12 protein-coding genes and 2 tRNA genes are annotated in these 15,835 nt (G+C 70.6%); 4 read left to right on the plus strand and 10 right to left on the minus strand.

What is annotated here, in order from left to right:
• The first annotated feature begins 3 nt into the window (after window positions 1-3).
• Window positions 4-954 carry a hypothetical protein gene (locus WMF14_RS25125; protein ID WP_437790096.1) on the plus strand — a complete coding sequence of 317 codons (951 nt, stop codon included), beginning with the start codon at window positions 4-6 and terminating at the stop codon, window positions 952-954.
• A 257-nt stretch (window positions 955-1,211) separates the two neighbouring features.
• On the opposite strand, the gene WMF14_RS25130 is transcribed toward WMF14_RS25125, so the two are convergent.
• From WMF14_RS25130 to WMF14_RS25170, 9 genes are all read right to left on the minus strand, one after another.
• Window positions 1,212-1,283 (minus strand) — tRNA-Val (locus WMF14_RS25130).
• Between the two features lie 415 nt (window positions 1,284-1,698).
• Window positions 1,699-2,898 carry a pyridoxal phosphate-dependent aminotransferase gene (locus WMF14_RS25135; protein ID WP_437790098.1) on the minus strand — a complete coding sequence of 400 codons (1,200 nt, stop codon included), beginning with the start codon at window positions 2,896-2,898 and terminating at the stop codon, window positions 1,699-1,701.
• A gap of 84 nt (window positions 2,899-2,982) precedes the next feature.
• The gene (locus tag WMF14_RS25140; RefSeq protein WP_272093396.1) at window positions 2,983-4,092 is read right to left on the minus strand and encodes an MlaD family protein; all 1,110 of its coding nucleotides are present in this window, start codon (window positions 4,090-4,092) and stop codon (window positions 2,983-2,985) included.
• Window positions 4,093-4,127: 35 nt separating this feature from the next.
• The gene (locus WMF14_RS25145) at window positions 4,128-4,907 is read right to left on the minus strand and encodes an ABC transporter ATP-binding protein (RefSeq protein ID WP_272093397.1); all 780 of its coding nucleotides are present in this window, start codon (window positions 4,905-4,907) and stop codon (window positions 4,128-4,130) included.
• A gap of 36 nt (window positions 4,908-4,943) precedes the next feature.
• Window positions 4,944-6,704 carry a single-stranded-DNA-specific exonuclease RecJ gene (gene recJ / locus WMF14_RS25150; RefSeq protein WP_437790100.1) on the minus strand — a complete coding sequence of 587 codons (1,761 nt, stop codon included), beginning with the start codon at window positions 6,702-6,704 and terminating at the stop codon, window positions 4,944-4,946.
• Between the two features lie 88 nt (window positions 6,705-6,792).
• Window positions 6,793-8,037 (minus strand): protein translocase subunit SecF, encoded by a 1,245-nt coding sequence (secF, locus tag WMF14_RS25155; protein WP_437790102.1) that lies wholly within the window; start codon window positions 8,035-8,037, stop codon window positions 6,793-6,795.
• 74 nt (window positions 8,038-8,111) lie between these two features.
• Entirely contained in the window at window positions 8,112-10,265 is a 2,154-nt protein-coding gene (gene secD, locus WMF14_RS25160; protein WP_437790104.1) for a protein translocase subunit SecD, read from the minus strand.
• Between the two features lie 55 nt (window positions 10,266-10,320).
• Window positions 10,321-10,755, minus strand: a complete 435-nt coding sequence (gene yajC, locus WMF14_RS25165) for a preprotein translocase subunit YajC (protein WP_272093401.1) — start codon at window positions 10,753-10,755, stop codon at window positions 10,321-10,323.
• A gap of 205 nt (window positions 10,756-10,960) precedes the next feature.
• Window positions 10,961-12,103 (minus strand): transketolase, encoded by a 1,143-nt coding sequence (locus WMF14_RS25170; protein WP_437790106.1) that lies wholly within the window; start codon window positions 12,101-12,103, stop codon window positions 10,961-10,963.
• Between the two features lie 479 nt (window positions 12,104-12,582).
• Here WMF14_RS25170 and WMF14_RS25175 point away from each other — a divergent pair.
• The 3 genes from WMF14_RS25175 (at window position 12,583) to infC (ending at window position 14,005) form a co-directional block, all read left to right on the plus strand.
• A tRNA-Val gene (locus tag WMF14_RS25175) sits at window positions 12,583-12,654 on the plus strand.
• Window positions 12,655-12,687: 33 nt separating this feature from the next.
• On the plus strand, window positions 12,688-13,041 hold the full coding sequence (locus WMF14_RS25180) for a hypothetical protein (protein ID WP_437790108.1): 354 nt from the start codon (window positions 12,688-12,690) through the stop codon (window positions 13,039-13,041).
• Window positions 13,042-13,279: 238 nt separating this feature from the next.
• A complete protein-coding gene (infC, locus tag WMF14_RS25185) occupies window positions 13,280-14,005 on the plus strand; it encodes a translation initiation factor IF-3 (protein WP_272093404.1) in 726 nt (241 codons plus the stop codon).
• Between the two features lie 199 nt (window positions 14,006-14,204).
• Here infC and WMF14_RS25190 read toward each other — a convergent pair whose 3' ends face one another.
• Window positions 14,205-15,743 (minus strand): serine/threonine protein kinase, encoded by a 1,539-nt coding sequence (locus WMF14_RS25190; RefSeq protein WP_437790110.1) that lies wholly within the window; start codon window positions 15,741-15,743, stop codon window positions 14,205-14,207.
• Between the last annotated feature and the right edge of the window lie 92 nt (window positions 15,744-15,835).

The following is a 15,835-nucleotide window of genomic DNA, read 5'->3' on the forward strand; positions in this document are numbered from 1 at the left end:
TCGGTGAGTCACGTCGGTGAATCAGGGCTGGGCCGCCCGAAGACGGCTGCCACGCTGGCCGCGCTGGGCCTGCTGGCCGCGACCGGGCTCGTCTGCGGCGCGGTAGCGCTGCGCGACCCGACGGTCGTGACGGCGCTCGAGCGGGACGCCGGTGCCTCGCCGGCCCCTTCGCCGGCCGCTGCACCCAGCAGCAGCGTCCGCGAGAGCAGCAGCGCGCCGGCCCCCGAGCCGGCGCCGGCGCTCGCGCCCGCGGAGCCCGAGGCCCCGGCGAAGGCGCCGCCTGCCCGCGCTCAGGCCGCGGAGCTCGAGAGCGCCCAGGCCGCGGGGAGCGCGGCGCTCGGCTCGCTCGCGCAGCGGTATCCGGAAGATCCCGCGGTCCTCCGGGCGCTCGCGGTCGCGCAGGCGCGCGAGAAGGCGATGGCGGCCGCGTTGCTCACGGCGCAGCGGCTGTTCGAGCTCGCTCCCGAGGAGGCCGGGAACGACGAGCTCAAGCAGATCATCCTGAGGGCAGCGAACGGCACCCCGGACCTCGCCCTCACGGCGTTCGATCTGATGGCCAAGCACATGGGAAGCCGCGGTCCCGACCTGCTCTATGAGGTGGTGACCGCGCCGAAATTCGGCGATTGGCCCAGGGACCACGCGAGCACACGGCTGATCGAGAGCAGCGTGCGGCAGCTCGCGTCGCCGGCGCTGCTCGTGGCCGACGATCTGCGCCGCCTCACGGACTGCCCCACCAAGGCGATGCTCGCCAGGGTGCGCGAGGAGGGCGATATCCGCGCGCTCCATTACATCAAGGCGCTGGGCACCCCCCAGCCCTGCCGGGGCCATCGGACGCGCAAGTGCCTCAGGTGCGGCCCCCTCCAGAAGGAGCTTCGCGCGACGGCCAGCGCCATCGAGAAGCGCAGGAACGACAAAGCGGCCGCTGCGCCGCCCGCAGCGAGCGCCGCTCGCTGACGCCTTCACCTCGCCAACCCCGGAGCGGCCTGCGCTCCTTGTGCCCCTCGCTTCGCCGGCTTCACGCGTCAACGTGACGGCGCCGAGCGGCCCCGCGCCCGCCACCCCCGCAAAGCTGCCGGCACGAAGGGAATGCCTTGTCACGGCCGCTTGGCGGCTCGATGCTCCGAAGGAGCCGCTCAACACCTGATGGGAGCGGCACGGCCACGCAGACAGAGCGGCGCGTGGAACCAGCTCACAAGGGGAGCGAATCGGGGTGGGCGCAGCAGGACTTGAACCTGCGACTTCGTCCGTGTGAAGGACGCACTCTACCGCTGAGTTATGCGCCCGATGCCAGCCGGTTGTCACCCGGCCGTTTCGGAAAGACGTGGCGCTTTTAACCCAACCATCGGCGTTCGACAAGAAGAACTCGCTGGCGATGTCGAAGTTCTTTGCGGCGCTCGGGCAGCCCCGGAGCCGGCGGCCCGTGGGGCAGCCCCGTAGCCGGCGGCCCATGGGGCAGGCCCGGAACTGGCGGGTCGCCGGTGAAGGCGCGTTGGCGACCGCGGTCAGCGAGCCGGCCGCGGGGCCCGCGCGCGCCGATTGCGCGCCAGCCATCAGCGACCGGGGCGTGGAGCCAGGCGGGCTGCTGCGTCCGCGCGGCGTCGCGGTCGAGCGAGCGGGGACGGGCGCCGCTGCCCTTCGAGCGCGCGTGGGCACCGGCGCAGACCGGCGCAGAGCGACTCGCGCATCGGACGCGCGCGGTCAGTCGAGCGTCGCGACGGCGCGCCGGAGCGCGGCGAGGCCTGCTTCGATGTGATCCTCGTCGCAGGCGTACGAAAATCGAAGGTACCCAGGCGCGCCGAAGGGGGTGCCGGCGACCGCGGCCACGTGCGCCTGCTCGAGCATCCACGTCGCCACGTCCTCGTCGCTCGCGAGCGTCGTCCCCTGGAAAGCGCGCCCGCAGAGCCCGCGCACGTCGGCGAAGGCGTAGAACGCGCCCTCCGGCATCCTGCAGCGCACCCCGGGTACGGCGTTGAGCCCCTCGACCATCAGCGCGCGCCGCCGGGCGAACGCGGCACGCATCGCGAACACCGCGTCGCGGGGCCCGTTCAGGGCGGCGACAGCGGCCGCCTGGGAAACGGCCGCCGCGTTCGTGGTGCTCTGACCCTGGACCACGTCGAGCGCCCTCGCGACCTCGGTCGGGGCGATGCTCCAGCCGATCCGCCAGCCCGTCATGGCGAAGGTCTTGCTGACCCCGTCGACGACGATCACCCGGGGCGCGAGGTCCTCCGCGAGCGCGGGGAGCGACACGTGCCGGAACCCGTCGTAGGTGAGATCGGCATAGATCTCATCGACGATGATCCAGCAGTCGTGGCGCCGCAGCACGCCCAGCAGCGGGAGCAGGTGCTCCTCCGCATACGCCGAGCCGGTCGGGTTGGAGGGCGTGCACAGGATGATCGCCTTCACCCGCGGAGAGAGCGCAGCCTGGAGCGCGTCCGCCGTGAGGCGGAAGCCCATCTCCTCGGTCGTGCTGGCGATGACCGGCGTGGCGCCGACGAGGCGCACCTGCTCCGGGTAGCTCACCCAGTAAGGCGCCGGGATGACGACCTCGTCTCCCGGCTCGAAGAGCGCGGTCGCGAGGTTGAACAACGCGTGCTTCGCGCCGCAGCTCACGGTGACCTGGCTCGGCAGCGGCCGCCAGCCGCGGTGCTGCTCGGTCGCGGCGCAGATCGCCGACTTCAGCTCGGAGATGCCGGACACGGCCGTGTAGTGTGTGGCGCCGGCGTCCAGCGCCGCCTTCGCCGCGATGCGAATGTGCTCGGGCGTGTCGAAGTCAGGCTCGCCCACGCCGAAGGAGTAGACCCTGTGCCCGTCGGCGCGGAGGCGCGCCGCCCTCGCCGCCATGGCGAGCGTTGCACTGGGCGCGACGGCCGACAGACGGTCAGCGAGCTTCGTGGGCATCGAGACACTGAGAAATAAAGGGCGGACCGAGATAACGCAAGGCGCTGCCGCTCCGACGCTTGCGCGGGCGGCTCGGATGTGCCGCTAGGGCGACGGCGTGGCGCCGCCGACCTGGACCGCGGGCTTCTGCTCGTCCTGCTTGATCGAGTAGCGCACGAGCGCGCGGAGCACGTCGTTGCGCTGCACGTTGCCGAGGAGGCTCTTCATGTCCTCGTAGATCGACGGATCGACCAGCAGGGCGCCGAGGGTCCCCTTGCCCGCCCTCATGTCGTGCACGATCGCCCGCAGATCGCCGGTCATCGCCGTCACGTTGGCGAGCGCCTCGGCGCCGTCGCCCTTGCCGCCGTAGAGCGCGTCGTGCGCGAGGCTGTCGCTCTCGCGGATGCCCCGCAGCGTCATGGCGACCTCGTCCGCCGCGTTCCCGAACTGCTGAACCTGCTTCTGCGGGCCGTCGCCGTAGATGACGTCGTGCGCGAACCCCGGCCCCTCCTTGACCCGGGACACGACCCCCCGCACCTCGCGCACCGCGCCCGCGAGCTCCGTGCTGAGGCGGTCGAGGCTCTGCACGGTGCGCGAGATGCGCTCGGCCTCCTCGGGATCGGTCAGGAAGCGGTGCGGGTAGCCTTCCCCCTCGGTCACCTGCTTCATCAGCGTGTTCGCCGAGGCGACCGTCTCGCGGAGATCCCTGTGCAGCTTCTCGTCGGCGATGCTCTCCGAGACCTTCTGGATGTTGTCGAGCGTCGCCTCGGCCTTCTCGGCCATGCCGGTGACCTTGCCCATCACGTCGGTCGGCACCTCGCCGGGGATTTGCCCGCCAGGCGGCACCGAATCCGGGCTCTGCCCCTTCGTGAGCTCCAGCATCTTGTCGCCGAGCAGGCCCTTGTTCGCGATCTGGGCGACGCTGTCCGTCTTGATCCGGCTCGCCTCGCTCTCGACGATCTCGAGCTTCACATAGATCTTGGTGTCCTTCGGATCAGGGCCGTAACCGACCTCGGCGACGTGACCGATGTCGATGCCTCCCATGCGGATGGGCGCGCCCGGCTTCAGCCCCTGCACATCGGCGAAGTTCGTCGTGAAGCTGACGGAGGAGTCGAAGAGCCGCCGCTCGTCACCTATCAGGAAAATGACTACGGCGGAGAGTACGAGGCCCGCCAGCACAAAGAGTCCGACCTTCAGATCGCGCGCTCTGCCCATGCAGAAGGGCATCTTGCGCGATCTCGAGGGGATCGTCACGCGCCGAGAAGCGTCTGGACGTCCTCGTTCACCGGAGCGGTCCCGGTGATGAAATCGGCGACATGCGGATCGGTGGACGCCCGGAACTCGTCCGGGGTGCCGGTAGCGATGACCTCGCCGCGGAAGATCATCGCCATCCGATCCGAGATCGAGAAGGCGCTCTTCATGTCGTGTGTCACCACGATGCTCGTCACGTTGAGCGCCTGCTTCAGCCCCTTGATGAGGTGGTTGATGCGCTCGGTGTTGATCGGATCGAGGCCGGTCGTCGGCTCGTCGTAGAGCAGCACCTCCGGCTGCACCGCGATGGCGCGCGCGAGGCCGACGCGCTTCTTCATGCCGCCGGACAGGTCCCCCGGGCGCATCTGCTCGATGCCCGGCAGGCCGACGAGCGACAGCGCCCAGTTGACCCGATCCGCGATCTGCGCCTCGGTCATCTCCTTGCGGTAGTGCTCGTGCAGGCCGTAAGCGACGTTCTCACCCACCGAGACCGAGTCGAACAGGGCGCCGCCCTGGAAGAGCATCGCGATGCGCTGACGCACCCCGGCGATGCGCGACTCGCTCAGGCGCGTGATCTCCTCACCGTGAAACTGGATAGATCCATCGTCGGCGTCGAGCAGACGGATGAGCAGCTTGAGCATGACGCTCTTGCCGACGCCGGAGCCGCCCATGATGGTGATCGTCTCGCCCGGGTACACGTCGAGGTTCAGGTCGCGGTAGATGACCTTCGGACCGAAGGCCTTGCGCACACGCGAGAACCGGATCAGCGGCTCAGCCACGCGATCACGCTAGCACGCCGCGGACGCCCGCCGCGCTCAGTCGGACGCGGCGACGTGCTCGATCCTGATCTCTACGGCGTCCCCGCCGCGCCAGGCGTCGCGCCGGAGGCGGCCCACCACGTCGACGCGCCCGCCGGTGAACCGCGGCGCGAGCTCGCCCAGCTCGAACCCGAAGCACGAGATCTCGCGGCGGGCGAACGTGAGCTCCAGCTTGAGGTGGCCCTTCAGGTTCCTCGCGGAGCGCACGGCCGCGCCCGGCACGAGGACGTACGACGGGCGGTTGCCCTCGCCGCACGGCTCGAGCCGCTCGAGATCACGCGCCACCGCCGCCGGATCGTCGCGATCGTCGAGCCGGACGTGGGCGGCCGCGGACGCCGCGGCGGCCGGGAGGTCCTGCTCGCGGAAGGCGTCGCACCACGCCGCCCGGAGCGCCTCGACGCGATCGGCGCGCACCTCGACGCCGGCCGCGGCCTGGTGGCCTCCGAAGCCGACGAGCTCGGCGCGGCACCGGGTGAGCGCGTCGTGGAGCCGCGCGCCCGCCGGACCGCGCACCGAGCCGCGCCCCTTCACGCCCTCGAGCGCGATCACGATCGTCGGCTTGCCGTAGCGACCCGTGATCCTGCCAGCGACGATGCCGACCACGCCGGGGTGGAACCCCTGCCGCGCGATGACGATCGCAGGATCCCGATCGAACCCGGCGCGCTCGATCTCGGCGAGCGCGGAGGTCAGCATCTCGTCCTGGATCGCGCGCCGCTTCATCTGCGCCTGCTCCACCGTGGCGGCGAGCGCGGAGGCGGTCACGCCGTCGTGCGCGAGCAGGAGCTCCAGGGAGATGTCGGGATCGCCGAGCCGACCGGGCGCGTTGAGGCGAGGCGCGATCCGGAAGGCGACGTCCTCGGCGGACGCGCCGCGCCCGAGATCGAGGTTGGCGAGCGCCGCGAGCGCGCGGAGCCCTGGACGGGGCCCGGTCTGGAGCACGCCAAGGCCAGCCCGCACGAGCGCGCGGTTGTCGCCGGTCAGCGGAGCGACGTCGGCGACCGTGCCGATCGCCACGAGGTCGAGGTAGGGGCGGAGATCGAGCGACGAGCCGAGCTTCTTGCGCACGGCGGCCAGGAGCGAGAGCGCGAGCCCGCACGAGGCGAGCCCCTTGTACGGGAAGCCGCAATCGGCGCGGTGCGGGTTCAGGAACGCGATCGCGGGGAGCGGCTCGGCCGGCACGAGGTGGTGATCGATGACGACGCAGTCGATGCCGGCCGCGCGGGCCGCGGCCAGCCGCTCGTGATCGCTGGAGCCGCAGTCGCACGTGATGAGCAGCGTGGGACCGGCGCGCATCACGCGCTCGAGCGCGGGCGCCGAGAGCCCGTAGCTGCCTTCGGCCCGCGTCGCGAGGAGCGGCACCACCTGGCCCGAGAGGGCGCGCAGCCCGCCGGTCATGATGGCGGTCGCGGTGATCCCGTCGCAGTCGTAGTCGCCGAAGACGGCGATCCGCTCGCCGGCGCGCACGGCGCGCGCGATCCGCTCCGCGCTCGCCTCGCGATCGGCCATCGCGTCCGGCGACGTGAGGTGCGAGAGCCGCGGGTCGAGGAAGCGCCGGGTCGCCTCGTCAGGCGCCCAGCCGGCCCGGTGCAGGATGTCCGCTACCGTGATCGACAGCCCGAGCTGGCGCGCCATCACGAGCGCCTCGGCCGACGCCTCGCCCGGATCCACGACGGGCGAGGCGCCCGGCGCGCCGGACAAAGCCGACGCCGGCGCCTCGCGCTCGGGGAGCTCCCTCCACGCCTCGGTGGCCATGCTCATCACGGAAGCGGGTACACCGGCGGGATGGATGCGTCCATGGCCTGGGGCGGCTCAGGCCGCGCATCCACGCGCGGCCACGGCGAGGCGCTCAGACGACCGCGTCGGCGCGCTTCTGCGTGCGGACGCGGCTGACCTTCTTGCTACGCTTGCCCGCGTTCGAGCCGAAGAACCGGCGGTCGATCCACTCGGTGAGCGGCGCCGCGACGTAGATGGACGAGTAGGTCCCGACGGCGATCCCGACCACGAGCGTGAACGCGAAGTCCTTGATGACGCCCGTGCCGTAGAAGAGGAACATGACGAGCGACAGCAGCGTCGTCATCGACACGAGGATCGTTCGCCCGAGCATCTCGGACAGCGAGAAGTTGATGACGGCGGCGAAGCTCATGTCGCGGTGCTTCCCCAGGTTCTCGCGTATCCGGTCGTAGACGACGACCGTGTCCGTGATCGAGTAGCCGACGATCGTGAGCAGCGCGGCGACCGTGGAGAGGGTGATCTCTCGCTGCGTGATCACCATCGCGCCGAGCGCGATGCCCACGTCGTGCACGAGCGCGACGATGCCGCCGGGCGCGAACCGGATGTCGAACCGGAACGCGATGTACGCCATGATGAAGAAGATCGTGATGGCGACGCTCTTGATGGCCGCGTCGCGCAGCTGCGCGCCGGCCTTCGGGCCGATCCACTCCACCCGGAGCGCCTGCTCGGGCACCTTGTCCGCCCCGAGGTGCTCCCGGAGGCCATCCATCAGCTGGTCGCCCTTCGACTTCAGGTGGAGCTCGACCTTGTGGTCGCGCTCGCTCACGACGAGCGGGTTGTTCGCGCCGGCCCTGAGCTCGACCCCCTCGATGCCCTCGAGCTGCTTCTTGATCCCCTCCAGATCGGGCGCGACGTCGTAGCGCGTGGAGATCTTGTCGCCGCCGGGGCTGAACTTGACCTCGGTGGCGCGCACCGCGGGCGGGCAGCGGTCCTCGGGGACGGAGCCGTTCTCCGGCGGCAGGCACATCCGATCGCGCACCGCGGCCTTCTGCTGCTCCGACAGGGTCGAGACCTCGTGGACCCGGATGAGGTAGCGGTTCGGGTTGGCCTGATCCGCGACGGACACGATGTCCGGGGAGTCGAAGCCCGACTTGGTGACGGCCTCGCGGACCTCGGCGCTCGAGACCGGAGCCCGGAAGGCGACCTCGATCTCGGTGCCTCCCTTGAAATCGGTCCCGAGCTTAGGCCCCGGCACGAAGAACGAGATGATCGACAGGATGAGCAGCACCGCGCTGAGCCCGATGAAGAGCCAGCGCTTGCTCATGAAGTCGAACTGACGGCCAGGTTTGATGAGTTCCATCGTCGTGTCTCAATCGGAGAGCCGCTCGCGCGTTCTCCCTCAAAGGTCGGAGAGCCGCTCGCGCGCCCTCGTTCTCAGCCGAGCGAGAGCGTCTTGATCTTTCGGCCGCGGACCGCCCAGTCGAACATCAGGCGGGTGCAGACGACCCCGGTGAACAGGCTGATCGCGATGCCGACGATCAGCGTGATCGCGAAGCCCTTGATCGGGCCGGTGCCGTACTGCGCGAGGATGAGCCCCGAGAGCAGCGTGGTCACGTGGCCGTCGAGGATCGCGCTGAACGCCTTGTCGTAGCCGACGTCGACCGCGGCGCGCGGGCTCTTGCCGGCCCTGAGCTCCTCCCGGATGCGCTCGTTGATCAGCACGTTGGCGTCGACCGCGATGCCCATCGTGAGCACCAGGCCGGCGATGCCGGGCAGCGTCATCGACGCCCCGAACATCGCGAGGACGGCGACCTGCAGGATGAGGTTGAAGATGACGGCGATGTCCGCGATGAGCCCGGCGCGGCTGTAGATCACCACCATGAACACGACGACGAGCACGCCGCTCGCGATGGCCCCCTTCATGCTCTGCTGGATCGCGTCCTTGCCCAGCGACGGGCCGATGCGCTGCTCGTTCGAGGGCGAGATCGGGGCCGGCAGCGCGCCCGACCGGAGCACCAGCTCGAGCTTGCGCGCGTCCTGGAGCTGCTGATCCGGGTTCTGCGAGCCCATCGTGATCTGCGCGCGGCCGCCGCCGATCTTCGTCTGGATGACCGGCGCGCTCTCGACCTTCTCGTCGAGGATGATGGCGAACCGCCGCTTGACGTTCCTGCCGGTGATGTCCTCGAACCGGTCGGCGCCGGTCGGGGTGAAATCCATCGACACGTACCAGCCGCCGAGGCCGCCGTCGCGCTGATCCGGGAGCGCCTGCGCGTCGCGCACCATGTCGCCCGTGATCTCGGCCTTGCTGAAGAGGAAGTACGTCCGCCAGCCGATCTCCTCGATGGCGTCCTTCTCCTCATTGAACTCGTACAGCTTGCCGTAGCCGACCTCGTTGTCCGCCGGGACCTGGAGCGTCCCGACCCACTCGCGCAGCCGCTTCAGCGTGTCGCGCATCTCCTCGTGCTCCGCGCGCACCATCCGCGCGAAGTGGACCGGCTTCGTCTTCCCGGGGCCGACCGGCGCGTTCTCGATCGAGAACGTCAGCCCCTTCGGGAGGTCCTCCTCCTTGGCGCTCCTCGCGATCGGCTCGAAGAAGTCGTGGTCGTCGTCGACCATCTTGAACTCGAGCCGCGCGGTCTGGCTGATGATCTCCCGGATCGTGGCGAACGCGCTCTCGTCGTCGCCGGGGACCTCGATGATGACGTCCTCGTCGCGCGTGGAGACGCTCGCCTCCTTGAGGCCGAGCCCGTCGACGCGGCGGAGCACCGTCTCCTTGGCCTGCGACACCGCCCGGTCGCGGATGGTGCTCGAGACCTCGTCGCGGATCCGGAACTTCGCCACGCGGCGATCCGCCGAGCGCACGAGCTGCAGCTCGTGCAGGAACTTCGCGAGGAACTCGTCGTTGATCTTCTCGGAGTCCGCCGGGTCGTTGAACGTGATCGCGATCGTGTCCGCCTGCTCGCGCGACTTCTCGATGCGGAGCTTCGTCTGGAGCTTCTGCATCTCCTCGATCGTCGGCGGCTTGTCGCCCTCGTGGAACCCGAACGACTTCGCGAGCGCCGCGCGCAGGTCGTCGTAGTACCGATCCCGCTTGTCGCTGATCGCCTCGTCGACGTCGACCGTGTAGACGAGGCGGAGGCCGCCCTTCAGATCGAGCCCGCGCACCAGGCGGAACGGGATGTTCGACGTCAGGAAGCGGCTGAACCCGAGCTCGCCCGCCCTCGCCTGGGTCTCCTGCTCCGCCACCTCCTCCGACGAGAGGCCGGTGTGGACGGGGCGGCCGTACCGCTCGTCGTGGTAGGTCGGGTAGATGGCGAGCGCCGAGCCGAGCGCCAGGAACAGCACGAAGCCCGTCTTTGCCCGCCACGCGAAATCGATCCACGGCCCGGTGCAGAACAGCGCCCACGGCACCATCAGGCCGAAGGTCGCGAGGGCCCAGAACACGTGGTAGTGGGCCGCGATCGCGGCGGCGCCGGCGGAGAGCGCCGCCCAGGCGAAGACGCTGCGCTTCGATCGGCTGAGCCACGCGCCGAGGACGCACAGGCCGGCGACGCCGGCGAACCCGTACTGAAAGATGTTTAGGAGCATGGAGTGGGGCGCCGCGGGGGCGGTAAAAAAGCTTCCTGTTGGGCCGAGCGCCGGCCTACGACTTCTTTTCCTTCGCCGCGTCGGCGACCTTGGCGTCCGCCGCCGCGACCTCGCCCGGATCGGGGCCCTGGATCGCGCTCTTCAGGACCTGCACGTTCACGCCAGCGGCGATCTCCAGCTTCACCCTGGGCGAGTTCGGGCTGATGTCGACGATCCTGCCGAGGAGCCCGGACTGCGTGACGACCCGGTCGCCCGCCTTGAGGTTCGACTCGAGCTGCTTCTGCTTCTTGTTCTGGCTCCGCGTCATCACGAAGATGAGCAGCAGCGGCAGCGCCAGGATGAGGAACTGGAAGGCCCCTCCGCCGAACGGCGAAGAAGGCGGCGCCTCCTGCCCTCCGGACGGCGGCGATTGACCTTCGACCGGCGTCGCGGGCGCGTTGCCCGCTCGTCCGGGGGCGGCGTTCGGCTGGAACCAGTTTGAGCTTGCCAAGGTGACGCGTGTCTCCGGGCCCCGACGGGCTCGCCCGCAAATTGCGGGCCTCTCCCAACCCCCCGGGGCCCGCCTCCATACCCAGGATCCAAGGGTCGCGCAAGGAGCTAGGCGGGCAGGCTCACCCGGACGTCCGGGGAATGCAGCCTGGCGGCCTTTTCCGTACCCATTCCGCGGCTGTGTTCCCTTCCGCTGCCGCGCGGCGTCAGCCGTCGCTGCCGAACACGATGTGCCGGCGAGCGCGCTCCCCGCTCGCGATCTCCGCGAGCGAGAGGCGCACGTCGCGTTCGGTGATGGTGCCGTCGATCGTCGCGAACGTCGCGGAGAGGATCGGCGGGATGCGCCCGATGCCGGGGAAGCCCGGGGCCCAGGTGATCGCGTCCGCGAACGCCGCCTTCACCCCGGCGGCGACCGGCCCGTACGGCGCGAGCGGCACGTCGAGCGGCTCCAGGACCACGACGGCCTTGGCCCGCCCGAGCGTCTTCACCACGTCGGCGCCGAAGAACGGGCGGAGCGCGCGCACGCCGACGAGGCCGACGCGGCGGCCCTGCGCGCGCAGGCTGCGCACGACCTCGCGGGCCGCCGGGAACGCGCAGCCGACGACGACCAGGATCTCCTCCGCGTCCGCGGTCTCGACACGCTCGATCGCGCCGAGCGGCCTGCCGGTCAGCTCGCAGAGCTCCCGCATGGCGCTGGCGAGCGCGAACGGGACGCGCGCGCAGAAGCCCCGCTCGGCCCGCTTCCGGACGACGCCGCGGCCTTGCGGGCGAGGCCCGCCGTCGCCGTCGCTCTCGCCCGGCGCCGCGTCGATGAAGGTCGGCGCGCTCCGCTCGGAGCCGAGGAAGCGCGCCGCGAGCTCGCGCGCCCCGCCGAGGGCCGAGACGTCCGACGGCAGCGCGTCGACGAGGTGCAGGAACGGCGTCTCGCTGTCCTCCGCGGCGCGCCGCGCCACGAGCGTCATGTCGGCCGCCTCCTGGCTGCTCCAGGTCACGAGCACCCCCGCGCCGACGTCGAGCGCAGGCGCGAGCTCGTCGCGCCCGACCGCGAGCCCGCCGCGCCGCTCGATGACGTGAACGGTGACCGGCGTCCGCACCGCCGCCGCCTCGCCGAGGGCGGCGAGCGCCCCGACGAGCTCGTGGGCGCCCAGCACGACGCTCGCGCGCTGCCCGGCGCGCGTGCGCGCGGCGGCGCCGCGGATCGCCTCGCTGGCGCACGCGGCGCGCTCGATCGGCAGATTGCCGGGCACCGCCGCGTGCGCGGCGAACAGCGCGCTCCCCGCGGCCACCTCGACATGCGCGATCACCGCCGCCGGATCCGGCGGCGAGCCTAGACCGTCAGGCCCTGCCATCCAATCGTTCGTCGCCCGAGCCGCACGCGAGGTCAAGCGCGAGCGCGATCGACCTCCGCGCAGCGGCCGGCCTGAAGTGGCGCGGCGATCGCGATCTTCGGTGTCCGGACGTAACTCCGAGAATTCATGCTCCCACCGCGCAATGCGCTTCCGCCGCGCGCGGCTGCCGATGGGTCGCTCGCGCGGCACGTCGCTCGCGCGGCACGTCGAGCGGGAGCGCGCCCTGGAGCGCGCCACGATCGGCCTGAGGCTGCCCGCCGGGTCGTCGATTCATCGATGGGACGGTTCGACGTCGGCTGCTCGACCAGGCGGCGGGGGCGGGGCGAGTACGGCCGCCGCCCGTGCCCTTGCACCACGAATCCGTCACCAGGCCGCCACGACAAAAGCGACCCCACGAAACATATCGCTTGACGGACTCCACCCCCCTTGATAGGAGGCGCTCTCCGTTTCGTCGGCATCGGGCCGAGCGGGCGGGACATAGGCGCGTAGCTCAGTGGTAGAGCACTACCTTGACACGGTAGGGGTCGCCGGTTCGAAACCGGCCGCGCCTACAAATCAGCAGGTGACCTAGCCTGCGAGGTTTCATGGCCCTCGATCAGACAGCCCTGGCCGCCTCGGCGGCCCGCACCACGGTGCGCAAGGCTCTCGTGGACGACATCGCCAAGAACCGCCCCATCCCCGGCGCCCACGTCAAAGGGCGCCTCATCGATCTTCACACACACTTCCTCTGCGACGACGTGGCCCGGATCGGGCTGGTCCGGACGAGCAATCCGGATGGCCCTTGCGTCGTGCGGCGCTCGACGGAGCACGTCGTGACCGCCCCCGGGTCGCGCGACCTCGAGAAGGACCTCGAGGCGATGCCGTTCGAGGAGCTCGCCGACCGGCGAGCCGCAGCGTGGAAGCTCCCCCGGCGCGCCGTGAGCGCATCGGGTTCGTGACCTCCCGCTCCGGCCGGCCCCTCTCGCCCGGCAGGCCCTCCCCCACCCCCGTCCAGCCGGGCACGCCACGGCCCGGAGCGCCCATGCGCCGCGGCGCTCGTCCTGCTTGCCGCCGTTGCCTGCGGCGCAGAGTCGGGCGACATTGTCGTGGTGATGGACGCCACGACCGGGCTCGGTCGCGGAGCGGCGGCCCGTCGCTTTCAAGAGCACAGAACACAAGGAGGCAGCGAAATATCACATGGCGATGAGACGCTTCGACCCTCGGCAGGCCCAGCGGGGGCCGCAGATCCGCATCAACCAGCGCATCCGCGTCCCGGAGATCCGCGTCATCGGCGATGATGGCGAGATGCTCGGCATCATGCAGACCCACGAGGCGCTGCGCCGAGCACAGGAGAAGGGGCTCGACCTCGTCGAGGTCAACCCGAAGGCGGATCCCCCGGTCTGCAAGATCCTCGACTTCGGCAAGTACAAGTACGACGAGAAGAAGAAGGCCCGCGAGGCGAAGCGCAAGCAGAGTGTGGTGGAGATCAAGGAGATCAAGCTCCGTCCCAAGACGGACGACCACGATCTCGAGTTCAAGACCCGGGCTGCGCATCGATTCCTCGGCGCAGGCCACAAGGTGAAGTTCACGGTGCGCTTCCGCGGCCGCGAGATCACCCACCCGGAGAAGGCGCAGGAGCAGCTCGACTGGATCGTCCAGCACTGCGAGGAGATCGCGAACGTCGAGGTGCGCCCCATGATGGAGCAGCGCACGATGACGCTGATGATGGCGCCCAAGCCGGCGATCCTGCAGAAGGTGGCCCAGGCCCGCGCCGCCGCGGAGAAGGCTCGCCAGAAGGCGATCCAGGAAGGGCGCGCCGCTCCTGCCCAGGACGACACGGAGGACGAGGAGATCGAGAAGCTCGAGAGGGAGCTCGAGGAGCAGGACGACGACGACGACGACGAGGCGGAGGGGACCGAGTAACGCATCCGGCGAGAGAGCGCGCCACGACGCCGATCACGGTGCGGCGCGCCTCGCAGGGGCGGCGTGTAATCGTGTGTTAAGGCGTGTTGACGCGTCTTGACGCGCCCTGAGATGCGCCGGGCACCTCGCCGCCGCGCGGCACGCAGCGCGCCCATGGCTCGGCCGTGGGCGCCGCAGGGAGCACGCTCCCTTCGCCGGGTCAGTGCGGGATCAGGCCGCCGAACCACGCGCCTGCGGCGAGGGCGGCGAGCGTGGCGACGAGCAGCACGGCCTTCACCGCGCCGCCCCCGGTCCTGGCTGGAGGGGCCGGATCCGGCTCCAGGTCGCGCGGCGTGGCCGGTACGAGCGGCGCGAGCGGCGGCGGCAAGGGCGGCGCAGGGCGCTGCATCTCGGGTACTGGCTGCGGGGAGGCCAGGGTCGGCACGGCTCGCCTCTCGAGCGGCGGATGCGCCAGCGCAGGCGGCGCGAGCAGCGGCCCCGCGGGCCTGGACGAGGGACCTCCAGATGAAGGGGCAAGCGGAAGGCCGAACCCCGTCTCCTCGAGCGCGGCGAGGTTGCCCTCCTCGACCGACACGGTGGCGAGGGACCTCCGCATGACGTCCTCCCCCGGCGCCGAGAGCTTGTCCCCCGGCGCCGAGAGCTTGATCTCGTCGGCCCACTTGCCGATGTCCTCGAAGGCCGAGATCTTGAGCGGCTCGTTCAGGCGCGCGGTGCTCGGCGCCGCCTTGTCGTCCGGGAGCGACGTGAACTCGAGCAGCGTCTCCTCGATGAGCCTGTCGATGAACGACGCCTTGTCCGACGTGGGGGCCCGCTTCCGGAGCGCCATGGCGCTGCGGACGTGCTCGGCGATGTCGTAGGCGCTGACGGGCCTGCCGAACCTGTACAGGAAGGTCGTGAGATCCCGTCCGAGCTCGCGCGCCGAGGCGTAACGTTCCCCGGGATCGCGGGCTAGCGCGCGGGCGATGATGCGATCGAGCTCGGGGGGAACCGCCCTGTTGCTCTCGGAGAGCGTCGGGATCTGGGCCTGCTGCACGAGCTTGACCGTCTGGTAGTCGGTGTCGCCGAGGAAGAGCCGCTTCCCGGAGAGCATCTCCCAGAGGATCGCGCCGAGCGCGAAGATATCGGTGCGGTGATCGACCTCCTGGCCCTGCGCGGCCTCGGGCGAGAGGTAGCTGAACTTGCCCTTGATGATCCCGGCCTCGCTCTTCTCGAGCTGGCTCGTCGCCTTGGCGAGGCCGAAGTCGACGATCTTCACCTCGCCGTACTTCGTGATGAGCACGTTCGGAGGCGACATGTCCCGGTGGACGATCTGGAGCGGATGCCCGTCGGCCCCCTTGAGCTCGTGGGCGTACGTGAGCCCCTCGCAGAGCTTCGCCGTGATGAACACGGCGGACTCGACCGGGAGGGTGCGGCCGGCCTTGCGCATCGACTCGAGGACCGCCTTCAGGTCGGCGCCGTCGACGTACTCCATCACGATGAAGTACGCGTTGTCGCCGACGCCGATGTCGAACACCTGCGCGACGTTGGAGTGGGAGAGGTGCGCAGACAGCCGCGCTTCGTCGAGGAACATCGCGATGAAGCGCTTCTTCTCGCTGAGGTGCGGGAGCACGCGCTTGATCGCGACCTGCTTCTTGAACCCCTCGATCCCGGCGCTCTCCGCCAGGAAGACCTCGGCCATGCCGCCCGAAGCTAGCCGCTCGATGACCCGGTAGCGCTGCTGCTGGTGGGCATCCGTCATGGTCCACCTAGTACACCACGTCCCACGCTTCGCGCGGAAACAACCGGCTCGTCTTCATCGGAGCCCGCGGTCGAAGCGCGCAAAGAGTGCGG

The organism is Sorangium sp. So ce693, assembly GCF_051521375.1.
In the GTDB taxonomy this organism is placed as follows: domain Bacteria; phylum Myxococcota_A; class Polyangia; order Polyangiales; family Polyangiaceae; genus Sorangium; species Sorangium atrum.